This window comes from Streptomyces sp. (assembly GCF_019510245.1).
GTDB lineage: Bacteria > Actinomycetota > Actinomycetes > Streptomycetales > Streptomycetaceae > Streptomyces.
Genome location: NZ_JAEKKT010000071.1, coordinates 1 through 20,095 on the forward strand (window position 1 = coordinate 1; position 20,095 = coordinate 20,095).

At 69.4% G+C, this 20,095-nt stretch carries 19 protein-coding genes and 1 pseudogene; 2 read left to right on the plus strand and 18 right to left on the minus strand.

Annotation, left to right across the window (positions count from 1 at the left end; translation table 11 throughout):
- Window positions 1–176, plus strand: a pseudogene (locus JF597_RS04020) (TerD family protein); the annotation flags it as partial.
- A 199-nt stretch (window positions 177–375) separates the two neighbouring features.
- Here the strand turns inward: JF597_RS04020 and JF597_RS04025 are convergent.
- From JF597_RS04025 to solA, 14 genes are all read right to left on the minus strand, one after another.
- Entirely contained in the window at window positions 376–942 is a 567-nt protein-coding gene (locus tag JF597_RS04025; protein ID WP_293988902.1) for a TetR/AcrR family transcriptional regulator, read from the minus strand.
- A gap of 16 nt (window positions 943–958) precedes the next feature.
- Window positions 959–1,366: an NUDIX domain-containing protein gene (locus JF597_RS04030; protein WP_293988905.1), complete on the minus strand. Its 408-nt coding sequence runs from the start codon at window positions 1,364–1,366 to the stop codon at window positions 959–961.
- Between the two features lie 23 nt (window positions 1,367–1,389).
- Entirely contained in the window at window positions 1,390–2,259 is an 870-nt protein-coding gene (locus tag JF597_RS04035) for a carbohydrate ABC transporter permease (protein ID WP_293988908.1), read from the minus strand.
- Window positions 2,249–3,250: a carbohydrate ABC transporter permease gene (locus JF597_RS04040; protein WP_293988911.1), complete on the minus strand. Its 1,002-nt coding sequence runs from the start codon at window positions 3,248–3,250 to the stop codon at window positions 2,249–2,251. Before JF597_RS04040 ends, JF597_RS04035 begins: the two co-directional genes overlap by 11 nt.
- A 1-nt stretch (window position 3,251) precedes the next feature.
- Window positions 3,252–4,340, minus strand: coding sequence for an extracellular solute-binding protein (locus tag JF597_RS04045; RefSeq protein ID WP_293988914.1), 1,089 nt, complete (start codon window positions 4,338–4,340; stop codon window positions 3,252–3,254).
- 166 nt (window positions 4,341–4,506) lie between these two features.
- Complete coding sequence (locus JF597_RS04050) at window positions 4,507–5,490, minus strand: D-2-hydroxyacid dehydrogenase (RefSeq protein WP_293988917.1); 984 nt, start codon at window positions 5,488–5,490, stop codon at window positions 4,507–4,509.
- Window position 5,491: 1 nt separating this feature from the next.
- Window positions 5,492–6,943: an NAD-dependent succinate-semialdehyde dehydrogenase gene (locus JF597_RS04055; RefSeq protein ID WP_293988920.1), complete on the minus strand. Its 1,452-nt coding sequence runs from the start codon at window positions 6,941–6,943 to the stop codon at window positions 5,492–5,494.
- Between the two features lie 43 nt (window positions 6,944–6,986).
- Window positions 6,987–8,267, minus strand: a complete 1,281-nt coding sequence (locus JF597_RS04060) for an FAD-binding oxidoreductase (RefSeq protein WP_069763005.1) — start codon at window positions 8,265–8,267, stop codon at window positions 6,987–6,989.
- A gap of 32 nt (window positions 8,268–8,299) precedes the next feature.
- Window positions 8,300–9,139: an ABC transporter permease gene (locus JF597_RS04065; protein ID WP_069763006.1), complete on the minus strand. Its 840-nt coding sequence runs from the start codon at window positions 9,137–9,139 to the stop codon at window positions 8,300–8,302.
- Complete coding sequence (locus JF597_RS04070) at window positions 9,136–10,038, minus strand: ABC transporter permease (protein WP_256122891.1); 903 nt, start codon at window positions 10,036–10,038, stop codon at window positions 9,136–9,138. Before JF597_RS04070 ends, JF597_RS04065 begins: the two co-directional genes overlap by 4 nt.
- Window positions 10,039–10,041: 3 nt before the next feature.
- The gene (locus JF597_RS04075; protein ID WP_293988929.1) at window positions 10,042–11,208 is read right to left on the minus strand and encodes an ABC transporter ATP-binding protein; all 1,167 of its coding nucleotides are present in this window, start codon (window positions 11,206–11,208) and stop codon (window positions 10,042–10,044) included.
- Complete coding sequence (locus JF597_RS04080) at window positions 11,201–12,292, minus strand: ABC transporter substrate-binding protein (RefSeq protein WP_293988932.1); 1,092 nt, start codon at window positions 12,290–12,292, stop codon at window positions 11,201–11,203. Before JF597_RS04080 ends, JF597_RS04075 begins: the two co-directional genes overlap by 8 nt.
- A 99-nt stretch (window positions 12,293–12,391) precedes the next feature.
- Window positions 12,392–13,072, minus strand: coding sequence for a haloacid dehalogenase type II (locus JF597_RS04085; protein WP_069763008.1), 681 nt, complete (start codon window positions 13,070–13,072; stop codon window positions 12,392–12,394).
- A 113-nt stretch (window positions 13,073–13,185) separates the two neighbouring features.
- Window positions 13,186–14,340, minus strand: a complete 1,155-nt coding sequence (gene solA / locus JF597_RS04090) for an N-methyl-L-tryptophan oxidase (RefSeq protein WP_293988935.1) — start codon at window positions 14,338–14,340, stop codon at window positions 13,186–13,188.
- A 279-nt stretch (window positions 14,341–14,619) separates the two neighbouring features.
- Between solA and JF597_RS04095 the strand changes: the two genes are divergently transcribed.
- Complete coding sequence (locus tag JF597_RS04095) at window positions 14,620–16,242, plus strand: PucR family transcriptional regulator (RefSeq protein WP_293988938.1); 1,623 nt, start codon at window positions 14,620–14,622, stop codon at window positions 16,240–16,242.
- Between the two features lie 47 nt (window positions 16,243–16,289).
- Here JF597_RS04095 and JF597_RS04100 read toward each other — a convergent pair whose 3' ends face one another.
- The 4 genes from JF597_RS04100 to JF597_RS04115 all read right to left on the minus strand — a co-directional run.
- Entirely contained in the window at window positions 16,290–17,351 is a 1,062-nt protein-coding gene (locus tag JF597_RS04100) for a tartrate dehydrogenase (RefSeq protein WP_293988940.1), read from the minus strand.
- 73 nt (window positions 17,352–17,424) lie between these two features.
- Window positions 17,425–18,309, minus strand: coding sequence for a LysR family transcriptional regulator (locus JF597_RS04105; protein ID WP_293988943.1), 885 nt, complete (start codon window positions 18,307–18,309; stop codon window positions 17,425–17,427).
- Window positions 18,310–18,360: 51 nt separating this feature from the next.
- Window positions 18,361–19,401, minus strand: a complete 1,041-nt coding sequence (locus JF597_RS04110; RefSeq protein ID WP_069763012.1) for a LacI family DNA-binding transcriptional regulator — start codon at window positions 19,399–19,401, stop codon at window positions 18,361–18,363.
- A 45-nt stretch (window positions 19,402–19,446) separates the two neighbouring features.
- A partial coding sequence (locus JF597_RS04115) for a pyridoxal-phosphate dependent enzyme (protein ID WP_293988948.1) occupies window positions 19,447–20,095 on the minus strand: 649 nt, incomplete at its 5' end.

Consider the following 20,095-nt stretch of genomic DNA (forward strand, 5'->3'; position numbering starts at 1 on the left):
CGAGCGGAGAGGAACTGGTCCGCTTCGACCTCACGAACGCCGAGGCGCAGACGGGCGTGATGATGGCCAAGCTGATCAAGCAGTTCTCCGGCGAGTGGGAGATGACGGCGATCGGCGACTTCGTGAAGTCCCGCACGGTCAGGGGGATGGTGAAGCCGGCGGCACAGGCGCTCTAGGGGAGCCGGGGGCTGTTGGGCTGCGGGCCGGTGGGGGGGCTGGTCGCGCAGCTCCCCGCGCTGTACCAGCCTCTTTCTGGGGGCGCAGGACTGTGACATCAGCGGCTCCGCCGCGGGACGCGACCAGCCACGACGCACCCGCACCCGCACCCGCACCCGCAAGATCACAAGCGAGGCACATCCATAGGCGCTGGGCGCCCTACGCCCGCAGCCCCTCCGTGAGCAGTGAGAGGTACCGCCGGATGGACTCGCCCCCGCCGTCCGCCAACTCCGCCGCACCGGCGACACCGTGCGCCAGCCGAAGCAGCTCGATCGGCTCGACATCCGGCCGCAGCGTCCCCTCCGCCCGCGCCGCCGCCACCAGCCGCGCGGCCGCCCCCCGCACATGTGTCCCGCACACCGTGAGCACCGCATCGCTCCCATCCACCATCGCGGACCCGAGCAGCGTCTTCAGCCCCCGCACCTGAATCGTCCCGACGCACAGCTCGTACAGCCACTCCGCCAGTGCCTCCCCCGGCGGCAACTCCTTCGCCAGCTCGTCGGCCCGCCGCGCGAACCCCTCGACGCGGTCGAGGTACGCCGCCTCCAGCAGAGCCTGCCGCGTCGGGAAGTGCCGGTACAGCGTCCCGGACCCCACACCGGCCCGCTTGGCGATGTCGTCCAGCGACGCGCCCTCCCCATGCTCGGCGAACGCCTCCGCGGCCACCTTCAGCAGCCGCTCGTAGTTGCGCCGGGCGTCCGCGCGCATGGGCCTGACCTGCGTCATCCGGTACTCCTTCCCCTCAGGGCAGTTGGCCGGAGGCGTGCAGCGCGTCGAACACCAGCTGATCCACCGCCGAGACCCGCGCACGATCGCCGTAGCCGAACCAGTCCGACTCCTCGATCTCGCTCGAGGCAACCAGCGGACCGGTGTACTCGGCGGTGTAGCAGATCATCCGGAACTCGGTACCTCCGTCGCCTTCCCTCCGCGTCTCGAAGGTACCGACGTGCACCATCGTGGCCGTATCGACCCGGGACCGGAGCTCTTCGACGATCTCCCGCGACAGGGTCTCCGCATCGGACTCGCCCGGCTCCCGTTTCCCGCCCGGGAAGTAGAAGACATCCAGACCGCGGCAGCGTGTCACCAGCACCCGCCCGTCACGCACCAGAACCCAGGCCACCTTCTCCGGAACGCTCTCGCTCTTCCCCATCCCGGGACCCTACCCACCCACGTTCACATCTTCGTCGCCCCCGCCGCCAGATCCCGCAGAAAGTGCCGTGCGCCGATCAGGAAGACGACGATCAGCGGCAGGACGCTCATCAGCGCGCCGGCCATCACCACCGCGTAGTCGGTGTTGTAGGCGATGTTGAGGTTGGCGAGGGCGACCTGGAGGGTCACCTTGTCGGGGTTGACCATCACCACCAGGGGCCAGATGTAGTCGTTCCAGAGGCTGATGAAGGTGAAGATGCCGAGGAAGGCGAGCGCGGGCCGGAACAGCGGCAGCGCGACCTGCGCGTAGAGCCGGAAGAAGCCGGCGCCGTCGATCCGGCCGGCGTCGAGGAGTTCGTCCGGCAGCGAGTTCTGGGCGTACTGACGCATCCAGAAGATGCCGAACGCATTGGCCGCCCCCGGGATGATCAGCGCTTTCAGCGTGCCCGCCCAGCCGAACTCGGCCATGGTGACGAACTGCGGCACCAGCGCCAGCTGCGACGGGATCATGTACGTCGCCATCAGGACGCCGAAGAGAATCCTCTTGCCCGGGAACACGTACTTGGCGAAGGCGAAAGCCGCCAAGGAGTCGAAGAACAGCACCAGCAGCGTGCCGACCGTGGCCACCACGACCGTGTTGAAGAGGGAGGTGAAGAAATCGATGCGGTCGATCACCTCCCGCATGTTGTGCAGGAGTTGGGTGCCGGGCACCAGCCGGGGCGGGTAGGCCAGGATGTCCTGGGTGGTGACGGAGGCCATCACCACCAGCCAGTAGAAGGGGAAGAGGGAGACCACCACCCCCAAGAGCAGGGCAGCCCGTACCAGGACCCGGGTCCGCCTGCTGCCGGCGCCGATCGCGAGGCCCGCGTTGGAGCTCGTGTGTTCAGCGGCCATTGCGGCCTCCCTTGCGCAGCAGCGGGATGCCGCGGCGGTCGTCGCGGTCGCCCCCGGACACCAGCCGCCAGTTGATGACGGCGAAGACGGCGATCAGCGCGAAGAGGATCCAGCCCATCGCGGCGCCGTAGCCGAACTGGAGGTCGTTGAAGGACTTCTGCCACAGATAGAGCACGATCGTCATGCCTTCCTGGCCGGGGCCGCCCGCGGTGCCCGGGTCGTCCGAGTAGAACAGCACCTGTGACTCGGTGAAGATCTGGAGGCCGCCGATGGTGGAGGTGATGATGGCGAACAGGATCACCGGCCTGAGCTGCGGCACGACGACCCGGAACAGCACTTGGCGGCTGCTCGCCCCGTCGACCCGGGCGGCCTCGAAGAGCTCGTTCGGGATGGCCTGGAGACCGGCCAGGAAGATCAGGGCGTTGTAGCCGACCCACCGCCAGATGACCATGAGGGAGATCGCCGACTTGATCCCGAGGGAGGAGGTCAGCCAGCCGATGCCGTCCACCCCGACCGCCTTGAGCAGCGAGTTGGCGAGCCCGGCCTGCGCGAAGACCGACCCGAACACGATGGTCATGGCGACCATGGAGGTGACGTTCGGAATGAAGTACGCCACCCGCCAGGCGGCCGAGTACCGCACCTGCGAGTGCAGCAGGAACGCCAGCACCAGCGCCAGGAACAGCATCGGCACCGTGGACATGAACCAGATCTCGAAGGTGTTGACGATCGAGTGCCAGAACACCGAGTCGTGCAGCAGCCAGTAGTACTGCCTGAGCCCGACGAACTTCATGCTCCCGATGCCGTCCCAGTCGTGGAAGGACAGGTACAACGAGAAGAACACCGGGAAGGCGCCGAAGAGGGCGAAGAGGATGTAGTACGGCGAGATGGCGACGTACGGCGGCAGATGACGCCGCCACCTGCCCCGCGGTGCCTCCGTACGGACCGGCTCCTCGGTGCTGTCGGACGCGGGTGCCTGTGCCAGGGTGGCCATGTCAGCTCACCCCCCGCTGGGCGAGTGCCCGTTCGGCGGCGTTCATGGCGTCACGCCAGGCCTTGTCGGGGTTCTTGCCGAGCGTCTCCACGTTCGTCAGCTCCTGGTAGACCGGGGTGTTCGCGGTGTTCTCGTAGGCGCTGAAGAAGATCACCGGGGCCTTCTTCGCCGCCGGTCCGAAGACGTCGACGGGGATCTGCCCGCCGAAGAACGGGTCCGGTTCGCGCATCGCCGGCTGGGAGTAGACGGCCGGGGTGGTGGGGAACAGCGACATCTCCTGATAGCTCTTCAGCTGGTTCGCGGGGCCGAGCATCCACTTCAGGAAGGCGAACGCCCCTTCCGGATCACGGCAGTAGCGGGTGATGCCGACATAGGACCCGCCGTAGTTCGCCGGGCCGTCCGGCATGGTGGTCAGCCGCCACTGACCCGAGGTCCTGGGCGCGGTGTCCTTGAGGCCGCCGATGTACCAGACCGCGTTGTTGATCGTGCCGATACGGCCGCCGCTGAGAGCCGAGTTGAAGTCGGGCGTGCCGTCCAGGGTCCGGGCGCTCAGCCCCTGCCGGTAGGTCTCGACGGCCAGGTCCCAGGCGCGCTTCACATGTTCCTGGTCGCCGATGAAGCGGTTGTCGGCGTCGACGAACTGCTTGGGGCTCTGGTAGAGCGCCATCCGGAACACATAGGCGATCTGCGAGACCAGATACGGGTGGCTCGGCGCCTTCGCCTTGAGGGTCTTGCCGACCTGGAGGTACTTCTCCCAGGTCGAGGTGGCCTCGGCGACCTCCTCCGGTTCGGTGGGCAGACCGGCCTGCTCGAACAGGTCACGTCGGTAGTAGAGCGCGGTGGGACCGGCGTCCAGCGGGAAGCCGATCATCCGGCCGGCCGGGCTGATGCAGCTCTTCCACTTCCAGGCGAGGTAGTCGTCCTCGACGGCGTCCGCGCCCAGGTCCTTCAGGTCCACGAACTCGTTCTCGTCCGGGAAGTAGTCCCCGATCGGGGAGTTGAGACAGGCCAGGTCCGGGACATAGGCGCGGGCCGCCATGACGGTCCGCAGCTTGCCCCGGCGCCTGCGGGACATCGTTCGGTGTGGCATGGGCGCGCACTCGCTTTCCGGGACAAGTTAGGACAACGATGTCAAGCTCCCGTGAACGTTCACGTGAACGTTGCCGACGAGTATTGGGGTGGCTGAAAACAGGAGTCAAGACGTGTGCGGGCGCGATGTGTTGAGTGCTTGTAATTTGCTGCCGACAGTGCCGCCCTCAGGAGGGGTGCGTCTCGTCGACCACGTATCCGCGCCGCTTGTCCACCACGTTGCGCAGCGGTCGGCCCTCGAGGTGCCGGTTGAGGTTGTCGAGGAACACCTCGACGAGCGCCTCCCGCTCGCTGGTGGTCTCGCCCGCCGTGTGCGGGGAGATCATCACGCCGGGCATGTCCCACAGGGGTGATGCGGCAGGCAGCGGTTCCTGGGCGAACACGTCCAGGGCTGCGCCGCCGAGCCGTCCGGCGGCGAGGTGGTCGACGAGCGCCTCCTCGTCGACGAGTCCGCCCCGGCCCACGTTGATCAGCCGTGCCCCCGGCTTCATGGCGGCGAGCACGGGGGCGTCGACCATGCCTCGGGTGCCCTGGGTGAGGGGTGCGGCCAGGACGACGTAGTCCGCTTCCGTCAGGGCGGAGCGCAAGGTCGACGCACCGTGGACCGTGCCGAAGTCGGGGTCGTCCGTGCGGGCCTTGCGGCCCGCGCCGGACACCCGCATCCCGACGGCGCGCAGCAGCCGGGCGGTGGCCCGGCCGATCGGACCCGTCCCCCAGACCAGCACGGTGCGTCCGGTGATGCCGTCACTGGGGCGCGGGCGCCACTCGCGGCGCCGCTGGTGCTCCCAGGTGCCGGGGAAGTCCTTGGCGAGGGCGAGGATCAGGCCGAGGACGTACTCGGCGGTCGGCTGGTCGTAGACCCCGCGGGCGTTGGTCAGGACAACGCCCGGATCGTCCACCAGGGCGGGGAACAGGAAGGAGTCCACGCCCGCTGAGGCCGCGTGGACCCAGCGGGGTGCCTTGTCCGGGTTGTCGGGCCAGGCCTCGCGGATGGCCGGGGTGATGGTGACCCAGGCCAGGAGGGCGTCGGCACCGGGGAGGAGGTAGGGCAGTTCCTCCTCGGTGGCGTAGACGGTGTCCGCGAGGCGTTCGATGAGTTCGGTGGCGGGGGGCCGGTTGCCGCGGTAGAGGACGACGAGTCGCTCGGGCATGTCAGGCTCCGACGGGGACGGCTATGTACTTGTACTCCAGGAACTCGTCGATGCCGACGCGTCCGCCTTCGCGGCCCAGGCCTGACTGCTTGACGCCGCCGAAGGGCGCGGCGGGGTTGGAGACCAGTCCGGTGTTGAGGCCGATCATGCCGCTTTCGAGGCGTTCGCTGACGCGCAGGGCGCGGTCCAGGTTCTGGGTGAACAGGTAGGCCGCCAGGCCGAATTCGGTGTCGTTGGCGGCGGTGACGGCCTCGTCCTCGGTCTCGAAGGTACGGATCGCGGCGACCGGACCGAAGATCTCGGTGTCGATGATCGCCGACTCAGGGGCGATGCCGGTGAGGACGGTGGGCGGGTAGAAGCAGCCCGGCCCCTCGGGGAGTTCGGCGCCGGTCAGGACGGTGGCGCCGCGCTTGACGGCGTCCCGCACCAGGTCGTGGGCCTTGCTGCGGCCGGCGTTGTCGATGAGGGGGCCGACGTCGGTGCCGGGTTCGGTGCCGTCGCCGACCTTCAGTGCGGCCATGCGGGCGGCGAGGCGGGAGGCGAACTCCTCGGCGACGGAGGTGTGGACGTAGATGCGGTTGGCGGCGCAGCAGGACTCGCCCATGTTGCGCATCTTGGCGACCATGGTGCCTTCGACGGCGACGTCGAGGTCGGCGTCGTCGAAGACGATGAGGGGGGCGTTGCCGCCCAGTTCCATCGAGGTGCGGATGACGGTGTCGGCGCACTGGGCCAGCAGGATCCGGCCGACCTGGGTGGAGCCGGTGAAGGAGAGTTTGCGGATCTTCCCGCCGCGCAGGAGGGGTTCGACGACGCCCGCGGCGTCGGTGGTGACGACGACGTTGAGGACGCCGTCGGGCAGACCGGCTTCCTTCAGGATCGCGGCGAGGGCGAGGCTGGTCAGGGGAGTCTGGGGGGCGGGTTTGAGGACGATGGTGCAGCCGGCGGCGAGGGCCGGGCCGATCTTGCGGGTGCCCATGGCCAGGGGGAAGTTCCAGGGGGTGATGAGCAGGCAGGGGCCGACGGGCTGGCGGGTGACCAGCAGGCGGTTCCTGCCGTCGGGGGCGGTGGTCAGCCCGCCGTCGATACGGACGGCCTCCTCGGAGAACCAGCGGAAGAACTCCGCGCCGTAGGCGACTTCGGCACGCGCCTCGGCCAGGGGCTTGCCCATCTCCAGGGTCATCAGCAGCGCGAGGTCCTCGGTGCGCGCGATGATGATGTCGTAGGCGCGGCGCAGGATCTCGCTGCGTACCCGGGGCGGAGTGGCGGCCCAGGCGGCCTGCGCGGCGACCGCCGCCTCGACGGCACGCCGGCCGTCCGCGGGAGAGGCGTCGGCGACCTGACACAGCTCCTCACCGGTGGCCGGGTTGTCGACGGACAGGGTCCGGCCGGACTCGGCGTCCTGCCAGCCACCGCCGATGAACAACTGCTTGGGAACATCACGGACGACAGTCATCGTAGGTATCTCCTTGGATGTGTGGTGAGGGGCTGCCGACCGGTCAGCGGATGCGGTCCAGCGTCTTGTAGTAGGCGCCCGCGAAGGGCAGGAACCAGGCGGTGCCGTTGTAGAGGGGGATGCGGGGCGGGGCCAGGTCGCGGACCGGGCTGGCCCCGGGATGGCCGTCCATCACCTCGGCCATGACCTGCCCCATGTGCGTGGCCATCTGCACGCCGTGGCCCGCGTATCCCATGGAGTAGTGGACGCCGTCCTCGGTCTGCCCGGCGTGCACGATGCGGTCCATCGCGAATCCGACGGAGCCGCCCCACACGTACTCGACCTTCGTGCGGGCGAGTTGGGGGAAGATCTCGCACATCTCACGGAACAGGACGGCCCCGCTCTTCTTGTCCGAGGTCGGGTCGGAGGGCGCGAAGCGGGCGCGGCCGCCGAACAGCAGCCGGTTGTCCGGGGTGAGCCGGAAGTAGTGGCAGACCTGGTTGGAGTCGACGATGAGGCGGGCCTTGGGGATGATGTCCCGGGCGAGGTCCTCGCCGAGCGGCTCGGTCACGATGATGAAGCTGCCCAGGCAGACCTGCCGGCGGCGCAGCCACGGGAAGTTCTTGTCGGTGTAGGCGTCGGTGGCCATCATGACCTGCCCGGCGCGGATCACACCGCGCTCGGTGCTGACCTCGAACCGGCCCGCGGCGGTTCGCCGCACGCCGATGGCCGCGTTGCGCTCGTGGATCTCGACACCGGTGCGCTCGCACGCCTCGGCCATGCCGCGCACGAATCGGCCGACGTGCAGTGCGGCGCTGAACGGGTCGAGCAGGCCGCCGTGGTAGGCGTCGGATCCGATCTCGGACCGCAGCTCGGACTTGCTGACCAGAGTGGTCTCGTGTCCGAAGTACTTGGCCAGGTCGCGCTGTTGGACCTTCTTGCTCTCGAAGTGCGCGGGGCGCGACGCGACGCCCAGGCGTCCGACGCGACGGAACTGGCAGTCGATGGACTCCTCGTTCACGAGCCGCTCGATGGTGTCCACGGCCTCGCCGTAGGAGTTGTAGATCTCGCGGGCCCGCTCGAGTCCGTACCGGCGGATGGCCTGGCCCACGCCGATGGTGAAGCCCAGGTTGGCCATGCCGCCATTGCGCGCGGAGGCCCCCGAGCCGATCTGGCCCTTCTCGACGAGGGTGACGCGGGCGCCCTTGCGGGCGGAGTGGAGGGCGGTGGACAGACCCGTCAGGCCGGCGCCGACGACCACCAGGTCGGCGTCCTCGGTCAGCGGCTTGCCGGACCGGTCGGGAAACACCCCAGCGGTTTCGATCCAGTAGGGAATCGTCTTCATTTCGGGTCCTCTGCGGGGAGTTTCGACGTGGCTCAGGTGAGCGGTTCGACGGGGAGGGCGTTCTGGCCGTCGCTGTGGCCGCCGAGTCTGCGGACGAGGACGACCAGGGCGAGGGCCAGGACGGCCAGGGCGATGAGGACGGCGCTGACGGCGGTGACGGTCGGGTCGACGTCGAACTGCAGGGCGTTGAAGACCAGGACCGGCAGAGTGCGGGTGTCGGGGGTCGACATGAACTGGGCGATGAAGAACTCGTCGAAGCTGGTGATGAACGAGAACACCGCGGCGGCGATCAACCCGGGGGTGGCCAGGGGGAAGGTGATGCGCCGGGCGATGGTCATCCGGTTGGCGCCCATGCTGGCGGCGGCGTCTTCGAGCCGTTCGTCGATGCCCCTCAGCGTGGAGATCATGATGAGGATCGCGATGGGCGCGGCGAGCACGGTGTGGCCAAGAGCGATGGCCAGGGGGCTGCCGAGCATGCCGGCCGGTTCGAAGAACAGGAACAGGCCGAGCGCGATGACCACTTGGGGGATGAGCAGCGGAGCCAGGACCAGCCCGTAGACCGCCGTGTGCAGGGGCAGCCGGCCGCGGGCCAGGGCGGTGGCCGCGGTGGCCCCCAGGATGAGGGAGAACACGGTGGTGAGGGAGGCGATGAGGCTGGACAGGGCTATGGAGGTGGCCCAGTTGCCGCCGGGCGCGGCCATCTGCTCGTACCAGTGGGTGCTGTACTCCTTCGGCGGGAAGGTGCCGATGCCGTCGGCGCCGAAGGAGGTGACCAGGATGATGACGATGGGCATCGCCAGGAACAGCAGGATCGCGGTGGCGCTCAGGGCGCGGCCGATGTGTCCGGCCCGGGTGGCGGGCAGTTCCATCATGAGCTGCTCCTTCGTGCGGCCGCCTTCTTGTGGCGGAGCTTGGCCAGGCCGAGCCCGCCCAGGCCGGCGAAGGTGAGCAGGAGCAGGATGACGCCGAAGGCGGCGGCCGAGTTCCACTGGTCCTGCTGCATCACCTGCTGGTCGATGAGCGCGGCGACGACGGTCTGCTTGCCGCCGCCCATCAGGGCCGGGGTGATGTAGTAGCCCAGGCACAGGATGAAGCTGAGCAGTCCCGCGGTGCCGATCCCGGGCGCGACCAACGGCAGGTAGATCCTGCGGAAGATGGTGAACCGGCTCGCCCCGAAGCCTGCCGCCGCGGCCAGGAGCCGGCCGTCGACGCCGCGCATCACACCCTGCAGGACCAGGACGGTGTAGGGCAGCATCACCGAGGTGGTGCCGATGACCACACCGGTCTCGTTGTAGAGCAGCGAGAACGGGGCTCCGGGCACATGCAGGGAGATCAACAGTGTGTTGATCAGGCCGTGTTCACCGAGCATGATGATCCACCCGTAGGTGCGCACCAGGGCACTGATGAAGTGCGGCACCACCACGATCAGCATGGCCAGCGCGGCGAATGCGGGCCGCATCCGGGCGATGGCGTGGGCCAGGACGAAACCCACCAGGAGACTGAGCACGGCGGTCTCCGCGGAGATCCGCAGGGTGGAGAGCAGCACGGACAGGTTCACGCCGCTGAGAGCGTCGGCGTACCAGTGCAGGGTGAATGCGCCACTGTCGCCCTTGAGGCTCAGCGAGAGCACCCCGATGATCGGGTAGACGAACAGCACCAGCAGGAACACCGTGACGGGGACGGCGTTGACCAGGGCGAGCCGGGAGCGGTGCCCGCGCATCGCGGACGTCTTCACACGCACCTTGCCGGGTGCGAGAGCGGTGCCGGCCACGGTTCACCCCCCGTCCGTGGCGTCGAAGACGCTGACGTCGTCCCGGTCGGCGGTGACACACACCCGCTCGCCGGGGCGCGGCGGGACGGCGGCGGTCTCGATCCGCAGCGGCTGCGTCCCCGGAGCGCCACCGTCCAGGCGGACGGTGATCCGGGTCAGCGAGCCGACGTAGACGGCCGTCTCGACCGTGCCGGAACAGCAGCCCTCCTCGGCACCGACCAGGCGCAGCTTGCCCGGCCGCACCGCGGCACGCACGCTCTGTCCGGGCATGCAGGGGTGGGCGCGGGCCGTGAGGACACCGCCGGTGTCCAGCCGCACGCGGGTGCAGTCGTCTGCTCCACCCTCCTCGACGTTGCCAGTGAGGAAATTGGCGGCGCCCAGAAAGTCGGCGACGAACGGGGTGCGGGGGCGTTCGAACAGGCCGCGGGGGGTGTCGAACTGCTCGATGCGGCCGTCCTTCATGATGGCGATCCGGTCCGAGAGAACCAGCGCCTCCTCCTGATCGTGCGTCACGTAGACGACGGTCAGGCCGAGTTCGCGCTGGATGGACTTGATCTCGGTCTGCATCTGGTCGCGGAGCCTCTTGTCCAGCGCACCCAGCGGTTCGTCCATCAGCACGATCGGCGGGCGGTAGACCAGCACCCGGCACAGGGCGACGCGCTGCTGCTGACCACCGGAGAGCTCACGGGGCTTGCGGCCGGCGAACTTCGACAGTCCCGCCGCCTCCAGTGTCTCCCCGACCCGGCGGCGGATCTCCGCCTTCGGCACACCGCGCAGGGTGAGCGGGAAGGCGACGTTCTCGGCGACCGTCATGTGCGGGAAAAGCAGGTACTGCTGGAAGACGAAACCGAAGTCCCGCTTGCCCGGGTTGAGTTTGGTGATGTCCCGGCCGTCCACTGCGATGGCGCCGGAGTCGGGCTCGGTGAACCCGGCCAGCATCATCAGCGTGGTCGTCTTGCCGGAACCGGAGGAGCCGAGGAAGGTGACGAACTCACCCGCCGCTATGTCCATGTCCACGCCGTCGACCACCGTCGTCCCGCCGTAGGACTTGCACAGCCCCGTCACCGACAACGACTTGCCCGTCGGTGAGGAGGAGCGAGGGGCCAAGGCGGTGGCCAGGTGGTCGGCGGACAGCTTTGCGGCGGTCAGACTCCGGGTCCGCTCAGGCATCGGCCCACTCCTGCCAGCGCTTGGTGACGGCGTCACGGTTCTTGTCCCACCAGGCCACATCCGCGTCGAACCCGGTCTTGAGGTTCGTCGGCGAGGTCGGCAGGGTGGCCAGCACGTCCTCCGAGAGCAGTTTGGTGGCGCCGGGGACGACCGGGCCGTGCGGGAAGAGCTTGGAGAACGCCGCCTGTACCTCGGGACGCAGCGAGAAGTCGATCAGCTGGTAGGCCGCGTCCATGTTGCCCGCGCCCTTCGGGATGCCCCAGCCGTTGGTCATCCTGCGGGCGCCGTTCCACTGGTAGGCGACCGGCTGACCCTGCTTGATCAGCTCGTCCGCGCGGCCGCCCCACAGGCTGGTCGCGACGACCTCCTTGCGGCCGAGCAGGACGGCCGGCAGGGCGCCGGTGTTCCAGAACTTCTTCACATCGCCGCGGATCCGCGACATCGACGCGAACGCCCGGTCCACATCCAGCGGGTACAGCTTGTCCAGCGGCACACCGTCGGCCAGCAGCGCGAACTCCAGCTCCGGCAGGTCGGCCTCCGCGCTCTGCAGCGAGCGGGGGCCGCTGAAGGAATGCGTGTTCCAGAAGTCGGCCCAGCTCTTCGGGGTGCGCTTGAGGCTGTCCGTGCGGTAGGCCATCACGCTCGCCCACACGTTCTTGCCGACCGCGTGCTCCGGCAGGTTGTGCTCCGCGATCCCGGCGCCCTTGACACTCTTCAGCCGGTCCTGGTCCACCGGCTCCAGGCACTCCAGCCCCGCCATTTTCTGGAAGTTCAGCAGGGTGTTGTCCATCAGGTCGACCTGCGGACGGCCCTGCTTGACCTGGGCGATGATCTGCGCCGACTGATAGTTGACCGTGGTGACCGTGATGCCGGTCTCCTTGGCGAACGGCTCGTAGATCGCCTTCGTCAGGGCGTCGTTGTAGGTGCCACCGCTGTTGCTGACGACGAGCCGCTTCTTGGAGCTGCCCGAGCCGCGGCTTTCGCTGCTGCCCATGAGGGTGCCGCAGCCGGTCACCACGGTGGCGGCGGCCAGCGCGCCTGCGGTGCTGAGTACGGTTCTGCGTCCTATCCGGTTGGCTTCCATCGGGCGCCTCCTGGTGCTGGGTGTGGATTCGGGGGAACGGAAAACACTGGGGTGGGGGGTCCTTCTGGGCTGTCCGTGCGGGACGGTGTGCGTGGAGATTCAGATGCCGAGCATGGTGTTGAGCTCGTCCAGGGACTTCACCGGCACGTAGTCGTAGCCGTGGGTGACCGGGTCGTAGCCCCGGTCCAGGAGGATCAGGTTGCGGAAGCCCAAGTCGTGCATCGGCATCAGGTCGTAGCGGGTGTGCGAGGAGACGTGCACGAAGTCCTCGGGGGACGCGTCGAGCTGGTCGAGCATGTACTCGAACGCTGCGTACCGGGGCTTGTAGTAGCCGGCCTGCTCCGCGGTGAAGACCGCGTGGAAGTCCGCCCCGAGCCGGGGCACGCTCTCCTTCAGGAAAGAGTCCTCAGCGTTGGAGAAGATCACCAGCTTGTAGTGCTCGCCCATCTTCTTCAGCGGCTCGGGCACGTCGGCGTGCGGGCCCCAACTGCGCACGCCGTCGGCGAACCGCTTGCCCGCGTCCGGCGCCGCCTTCACACCCCACTTGCGGCAGACCCGCTCGAAGGAGTCCTGCAGCACCTGCTCGTAGGGGTAGTACTCGCCGCGGACCTGGTCGTAGCGGTAGCCGCGGAACTCCCGGAGGAACTGGTCCCAGTGCTCCGCGGGGATCTGGTCGCCGACGAGCTCACGCGTGATGGGCGTCATCGGCCACTCGATCAACGTGCCGTAGCAGTCGAACGAGACGTACTTCGGCCGGAACTGAAACGACGGAATGGGCATGGAAGAACTCCAGTTCTTTGCTGCAGGAACAGGTATCGACTCAGCATTTGTCGCTTTTTGTCCGGCACATCGGTGACGGACTTCCCCATTAGGGGAGGCGAGGTGACTTCAGGTCAGACGGCGTCGGCTGCCGCCGGTGCCAGGAAGCCGACGGAATGGTCGGTGGTGCCGTCCAGGGCGAGGTCGGCGGCGATCTCGCCCATGGCGGGCGACAGTTTGAAGCCGCTGCCGGAGAAGCCGGCCATGACGATGATGTCGTCCTCGCCGGGGAGGCGGCCGACGAGCGGGTCGCCGGAGTCGGTGTAGCCCTCCATGTAGGCCGACATCCTGATGGGATCGGGGTTCAGGTCGGGCATCAGCTCGCTGATGAACTCACGCATGGTGGCGAGTTCCTCCGGACGGACCGTCCGGTCGAGCCGTTCGGGGTCGGATACCGGCAGATGGCGCGCGGAGTGGAGGCCCAGCTTGAAGGAGAGGCCCAGCTTGACGGACATGCCGTCGGGCGACGGGAGCCCGTAGCAGTCGTGGGGTGTGCTGCGTACGAAGGCGGGGGCGCCGCCCGTGAACCAGTCGTGGCGAGTGGGGATGTGCCAGGAGCTGATCAGCCGGCGGACGTCGACCGCGCGCGGCAGGTCCGGGAGCAGGGTGTTGATCCAGGGGCCCACTGTCACCACCGCGGTGTCCACGTGATCCGTGCCCTGGTCGGTGACGATGTGCACCCCGCCGCCGGTCGCGGGCGCGATCTCCCGCACCGGGGTGTAGCGGTGCAGCCGGGCGCCCAGTTGCTCGGCACGGGCGGCGGCGGCCTGGATCGACGCCTCGGGCCTGATGACGGCGCCCATCCGGTCGAGGACGGCGGTGTGCCCGTCCGGGAGGCGGTGCTGCGGGTAGCGGCGGGCGAGTTCCTCCCGGTCCAGTACCTCGTGATCCAGCCGGTGGGTGGAGCCGGCGGCGAGGAGGAGGCCCATGGAGGGCGACGCGGTTTCGCCCATCACCAGGCATCCGCTGCGGCGTCGCAGTGAGAATCCGGTCTCCTCCTGGAGGTGGTCCCACATCCGGTCGGCGAGCCGCAGCAGCGGGATGTAGCGGGGTTCGCCGAGGTGGACGGCTCGGAAGATGCGGGTCTCGCCCCCGGCCGCACCGCGGTCATGACCCGGCGCGTACCGGTCGTAGCCGATGACCTCGGCTCCGCGGGCGGCCAGTCGCCACATGGCCTGGCTGCCCATGCTGCCGGCACCGATCACGGCGACGCGCTTCGGGTTGCGCATGAGGTCGCTCCTTTCGATGGTGTGGTCCGGGTGGCAGTCGGGCCCCAGCACGGTGAAGACATCGCGGGGACTCTTCCGGTTCGGGTCCCGCTGGGGATGGCGTTCACTCTCGGCCCGGGGGAACCTGCAGGTCAACCCACACTGTGTTCCACCTGGGGGCCTTCTCGAGACGGTCTGTCACCGCGGACGGCCGGGCCGTACAAAATGTCTGCCCCCTCTTGTCACGGTGAGTGGCCGGTGCGAGGGTGTGCCCGATCCCCTCGGACGAAAGCACCCCCCATGCCGCCCAGACGGCCCGTAAACGGGCACTTCCCCACGATCGCGGAGGTACTGCGGCTGCCCGTGCTCACCGAGGGGATGCCGCGCGTGCTGGCCGGTGAGTCACAGCTGGACAGGGCGGTGCGCTGGGTGCATGTCACCGAGCTGCTCAATCCCGCCGATTTCCTGGAGGGCGGCGAGCTGGTGCTGACGACCGGCATGCCGCATCCCGAGGACGCCTCCGAGCTGCGAGGCTATGTCGACCAGTTGGCCGACGTCGGCGCGGCCGGTCTCATCGTGGAGCTCGGTTACCGGTACCGGAAGGTGCCCGGCGAGCTGGTGGCGGCGTGCCGTGCCCGTGAAGTGCCGCTGGTCGAGCTGGCCCGGGGCGTCCGGTTCATCGACGTCACGCAGACGGTGCACGCGCTCATCCTCGACGCCCAGGGCGCCCTGCTGCGGCGCGGGAGGGACATCCAGGACGTCTTCACCGCCCTGACGCTGCGGGGCGCGGACCCCGAGGAACTGGTGCACACCACCGCGGAGCTCACCGGAGCCCCGGTGGTGCTGGAGGATCTCACCCACCGGGTCCTGATGTGCGAGCTGCTCGGCCGGCCGTACGAGCCGGTGGTGTCGGCCTGGTCGCGGCGTTCGCGGGCCGCCCCGACGCCGGAGAGGATCACGCCGAGCGGCCCGGAGGGGTGGCTGATCGCCCCGGTGCAGGACCACCTGGGGCTGTGGGGGCGGCTGGTCCTGCTGGAGGGCCGGCTGAACGCCGAGCCCGACCCGGAACACGTCCTGGTGCTGGAGCGTGCGGCGATCGCGCTGACCATGGCGCGTCTGGCCGGGCCGGCCTGGTGGGAGCGCCGGGCCCACCGCTCCGTACTGCGGGACCTGTACGAACGGCGGTTCCGCTCCCCCGCGGATGCGCGCGCCCGCGCCGAGGCACTGGGGCTCCCGGCCCTCGGGCACCGGCTGTTCGCCGTGGTCATCCGCCACACGTACACCGGCACCGAGAGTGAGCACCTCGACGAACAGATCGCGAAGGCGCTGGCGCATACCGGCGTCCGCGCCCTGGTCGGCGAGACGGCACCGGGCCGGATCGGCGTGCTTCTGGCACTGGCACAGGCGAGCGCCTGGCAGCCGGTCGCCGAGCGGATCGGCCGTCTGGCCCGGGAGGAGCTGGGACCGGAGGCCGTCGTCGCCGTTGGCCCCGGGGTGACCGACCTCGCCGGGATCGCCCGGTCGTGGCAGGAGGCGGAGCAGACGGCCGAGGCCATCACACCGGCCTCCCCGGAGCGGTGGTTCTACGTCCCCGCCGACGTCCGGCTGCCGGAGTTGCTGGGCGTCCTGCGGCAGGACACCCGTCTTCAGCGGTTCGCGGAACGGCAGCTGACCCGCCTCATCGAGCACGACGACCGCAACAGCGGCGATCTGCTCCCGGCACTGCGCGCCTATCTGGCGGCGGCCGGGAACAAGTCGGTCGCGGCGAAACGCGCCGGCATGTCCCGGCAGGCGTACTACCAGCGCCTCCACACCATCGAACGGCTCCTCGGCTGCGACCTGGAATCAGGCCTGCAGTGCACGTCCCTGCACGTCGCGGTGCTGGTCCTGGACGCCGGGGAAGCAGCTGTTCCCGGCGCATGACGGGCAGCCGGCCGTCACGCTGAGTACCTTTACGGTCGGCGGAAGGCTCAGAGGAGCTCGATCAGCCTGTCGGTGAACTCGGCGGTGGTCGCGGTTCCACCCAGGTCACGGGTGCGGATATCGCTCTTGGCCAGGACTGAGGCGATCGCGTCCGTGATGTCCCTGGCCGCGGCGGGATGGCCGAGGTGGTCGAGCATCATGCCCGCGGACCAGATCGCGCCCAGCGGGTTGGCGATGCCCTGGCCCGCGATGTCGGGCGCGGAGCCGTGCACCGGCTCGAACATCGAGGGGAAGTCCCGCTCGGGGTTGAGGTTGGCCGCCGGGGCGATGCCGATGGATCCGGCGACCGCGGCCGCGAGGTCGCTGAGGATGTCGCCGAAGAGGTTGGAGGCGACGACGACGTCGAAGCGGGCCGGCTCGAGGACGAACTTGGCCGCGAGCGCGTCGATGTGCTCCTGGTCCCAGGCGACCCGCGGGAACGAGGCGGCCCGCTCGGTGACGAGCTGGTCCCAGAACGGCATGGTGTGCACGATGCCGTTCGACTTGGTCGCGGAGGTCAGGCGGCCGCCGCGCTGGGCGGCGAGCGTGAAGGCATAGTCCAGCACACGTGTGACGCCGGCCCGGGTGAACACGGCCTCCTGCACGGCGATCTCGTCCGGGAAGCCCCTGTTGAGCCGGCCGCCGACCTCGCTGTACTCGCCTTCCATGTTCTCGCGCACGACGACGAAATCGACCTCGCCCGTCCGTGCGCCGCGCACCGGACTGTCGATGCCTTCGAAGACACGGATGGGCCGGAGGTTGACGTACTGGCGGAAGCTGCGCCGGATCGGGATCAGCAGCCCCCACAGCGAGACGTGGTCGGGCACCCCCGGATATCCCACAGCGCCCAGCAGGATCGCGTCCTTGTCGCGCAGCTGGTCGATCCCGTCGGCGGGCATCATGGCGCCCTCCCGCAGGTACCGCTCGCACGACCAGTCGTCGTACGACGTGTAGGTCAGGCCGAAGCCGTGGCGACGGCCGAGAACATCGAGCACCTGCTGTGCCGGGGGCAGTACCTCGGCACCGATGCCGTCGCCGGGGATCAGGGCAATGCGGTGGTTCGTCGTCATGCCGTCGATTGCAGCAAGGCGGTCCGTGCGGCGTCCAAGACGCAAAGCGGATCTCCCTTATAAGCGGTACCTATCAGCTGTCGGTGACCGAGGTCGCGCTCGTGACGAACGCGGCGGCCGCGGGCGACAGGCTGCCGCGGCGGCTGACGAGGGCGATGTCCAAGCCGGTTTCCGGCTCGATGTCCAGGACCCGGGCGCCCAGTCGCCGGGCGAGGTCCCGCCAGGCATCCGTGACGACCATGAGCCCGACCCCGGCCAGTACCAGGGGCATGAGCGACACGCGGTGCTCGCTCTCGGCGGCGACGGTGAACTCGATCCCCTGCTCGCGCAGCGCGTCGACGTAGGCGCGCATCCCGGTACCCGGCTGCCCGACGATCAGCCGCTGTCCCGCGAGCTCCCGGCACTCCACCGCCGTCCGATCGGCGAACGGGCCGTCGGCCGGCACCACCAGCACAAAACGCTGCCGCCCCAGTTCGTGGAAGACGACCTCCTTGCCGGAGACGGGCCCGGCGGACGCCAGGAGCCCCAACTCCACGGCACCCGTGCGCACCATGTCGATCACATCACGCGCGGTGAACGCCGCTTTGATGGCCACTGAGACGCCGGGATACCGTCGGCTGAAGGCACTCACCAAGGTCGTCAGCGGCTCCACCGCCTGTGTCGGCGTCGACGCCACATCCAGGCGCCCCTCACGCAGCTCATGCACCGCCGCGACACTCGCTCGCGCCGTCTCCAGACTCCGTACGGCCTCCCGGGCAGGCTCGATCAGGGCCCTTCCGGCCTCCGTCAGGACCGCCCCACGCCCGATGCGATGGAACAGCTCGGAGCCGAGATCACGCTCCAGTGCCCGCACGGCCTGCGACAGCGCCGGCTGCGACACGTACAGAGCCGCGGCCGCACGGTTGAACCCCCCACGATCAACAATCGCGAGGAAGTACTGCAACTGCCGGATGTCCATACGCGCCCTCTGCCCTCAGTAAATCAAGCGCCGGCTCGGATACGGCAGGTCTCAGGCCGAGGCGCGTACCACCAGTTCAGGTGCCACCCAGGCATCCGCACCGGTCAGCGGCTTCTCGCCGGCCCGCAGCCGTGCGACCTGCTCGACGGCAAGCCGCCCCAGCCGGCGCTTGTCGAGCCGCAGGGTGGTGAGGGCGGGTTCCACCAGTTCGCCCAGGGCGAGCCCGTCGAAGCCCAGCACGGCCAGATCCTCCGGCACCCGCCGGCCCCGGCGCCGGGCGGCTCGTATCGCGCCGACGGCGATCAGGTCGTTGAAGCCGAACACCGCGGTCAACTGGGGCCGTGCATCGAGGAGTTGCTCCATCGCCGCCTCGCCGCCCGCGACGCCGTGGCCGTCGGACATCGCGATCCAGCCGTCGTCGACCGGCAGCCCGTGCCGCCGTACCTCGGCCAGGAACGCCTCCCGTCGGGGCCCGGGGGTGAGCCGGTCACCGTCCAGCATGCCGATCCGCCGGTGACCTGCCCGGACCAGGTGGGCGATGCCCTGTTCGAGACCCGCCGCGGCATCGATCCCGACGGCCGCGAACCGGGTCTGCTGCGGGCCGCGCTCCAGCAGGACGAGCGGCAGACCGCCGAGGTACCGGGCGAGGACCTCGTCGTCGTTCTTGAAGTAGCCCATCACGGCGTCCGCCTGGTGGGACAGTACGCCGAGCGCCTCCCGCTCCTTGGCACCGTCGGTGCGGGTGTCCCACACCACGACCTGCCAGCCACGCTCCTCGGCGGCCTCCAGCACCCCGGCCGCGACCTCGGGAAAGAACGGATTCATCAGATCCGGGATGACCAGCCCCGCGGTCACCGTCCCCTTCCGCACCAGCCCGCGCGCGAACCGGCTGGGCCGGTAGTCCAGCATCCGCACGGCTTCGAGCACCCGCGCCTTGGTGTCCGGGTCGATCTCGCCCTTGTCGTTCACCGCCCGCGAGACCGTCTGGCGTGACACTCCCGCGAGCTGCGCCACGTCGTGAATCGTCGCCCGGCGACGAGGACCGTCGGACGCGTGACCACCGGGCTCCCGCTGCTGCTCGTCGGTCCACATGCAGTGCACTGTATCCAGCCCTCACGGGAACGGGCCCGGCCCGGGCTAGAACAGCGCGCTGTACCCGTTGAGGGCCGGCTGCCCGCCGAGGTGGGCGTAGAGCACGGTGGAGTCCGCGCCGATCTCACCACGCCCGACCAGGTCGATCATCCCGGCCATCGACTTGCCCTCGTACACGGGATCGGTGACCATTCCCTCGGTGCGGGCGGCGAGGCGCATCGCCTCCAGCGTGGTGTCGTCGGGGATGCCGTAGACACCCGCGTGGTACCGCTCGTCCAGCTCCACGTCCTCCTCCGTCAACTCCTTCCGTACGCCGATGAGTTGACCGGTGCCATGGGCGATCCGCGCGATCTGTTCCCGGGTGGCGACGGGCTTGGCGGAGGCGTCGATACCGAGGACGCGCCGGGGCCGACCGCCCGCCTCCTCCAGCGCCCGGAACCCGGCGACCATGCCGGCCTGGGTGGAGCCGGTCACCGAGCAGACCACGACCGTGTCGAAGAAGACGCCCAACTCGCGTTCCTGATCGGCGACTTCATAGGCCCACGCGGCGAAGCCGAGGCCGCCGAGCGGGTGGTCGGAGGCGCCGGCGGGGATGGCGTACGGCTTGCCGCCCCCTTCCTCGACGTCCCTGAGCGCCTGCTCCCAGCTCTCCTTGAACCCGATCCCGAACCCGGCCTTCACCAGCCGTACGTCG

What these genes read in the sequence shown, in the direction of transcription:
- JF597_RS04035 (WP_293988908.1), bottom strand. Translation starts at nt 2,259, where the DNA reads ATGGCCGCTGAACACACGAGCTCCAACGCGGGCCTCGCGATCGGCGCC.
- JF597_RS04065 (WP_069763006.1), bottom strand. Translation starts at nt 9,139, where the DNA reads ATGATGGAACTGCCCGCCACCCGGGCCGGACACATCGGCCGCGCCCTG.
- JF597_RS04105 (WP_293988943.1), bottom strand. Translation starts at nt 18,309, where the DNA reads ATGGACATCCGGCAGTTGCAGTACTTCCTCGCGATTGTTGATCGTGGG.
- JF597_RS04030 (WP_293988905.1), bottom strand. Translation starts at nt 1,366, where the DNA reads ATGGGGAAGAGCGAGAGCGTTCCGGAGAAGGTGGCCTGGGTTCTGGTG.
- JF597_RS04110 (WP_069763012.1), bottom strand. Translation starts at nt 19,401, where the DNA reads ATGTGGACCGACGAGCAGCAGCGGGAGCCCGGTGGTCACGCGTCCGAC.
- JF597_RS04025 (WP_293988902.1), bottom strand. Translation starts at nt 942, where the DNA reads ATGACGCAGGTCAGGCCCATGCGCGCGGACGCCCGGCGCAACTACGAG.
- JF597_RS04045 (WP_293988914.1), bottom strand. Translation starts at nt 4,340, where the DNA reads ATGCCACACCGAACGATGTCCCGCAGGCGCCGGGGCAAGCTGCGGACC.
- JF597_RS04080 (WP_293988932.1), bottom strand. Translation starts at nt 12,292, where the DNA reads ATGGAAGCCAACCGGATAGGACGCAGAACCGTACTCAGCACCGCAGGC.
- JF597_RS04055 (WP_293988920.1), bottom strand. Translation starts at nt 6,943, where the DNA reads ATGACTGTCGTCCGTGATGTTCCCAAGCAGTTGTTCATCGGCGGTGGC.
- JF597_RS04100 (WP_293988940.1), bottom strand. Translation starts at nt 17,351, where the DNA reads ATGACGACGAACCACCGCATTGCCCTGATCCCCGGCGACGGCATCGGT.
- JF597_RS04050 (WP_293988917.1), bottom strand. Translation starts at nt 5,490, where the DNA reads ATGCCCGAGCGACTCGTCGTCCTCTACCGCGGCAACCGGCCCCCCGCC.
- JF597_RS04040 (WP_293988911.1), bottom strand. Translation starts at nt 3,250, where the DNA reads ATGGCCACCCTGGCACAGGCACCCGCGTCCGACAGCACCGAGGAGCCG.
- solA (WP_293988935.1), bottom strand. Translation starts at nt 14,340, where the DNA reads ATGCGCAACCCGAAGCGCGTCGCCGTGATCGGTGCCGGCAGCATGGGC.
- JF597_RS04075 (WP_293988929.1), bottom strand. Translation starts at nt 11,208, where the DNA reads ATGCCTGAGCGGACCCGGAGTCTGACCGCCGCAAAGCTGTCCGCCGAC.
- JF597_RS04095 (WP_293988938.1), top strand. Translation starts at nt 14,620, where the DNA reads ATGCCGCCCAGACGGCCCGTAAACGGGCACTTCCCCACGATCGCGGAG.
- JF597_RS04085 (WP_069763008.1), bottom strand. Translation starts at nt 13,072, where the DNA reads ATGCCCATTCCGTCGTTTCAGTTCCGGCCGAAGTACGTCTCGTTCGAC.
- JF597_RS04060 (WP_069763005.1), bottom strand. Translation starts at nt 8,267, where the DNA reads ATGAAGACGATTCCCTACTGGATCGAAACCGCTGGGGTGTTTCCCGAC.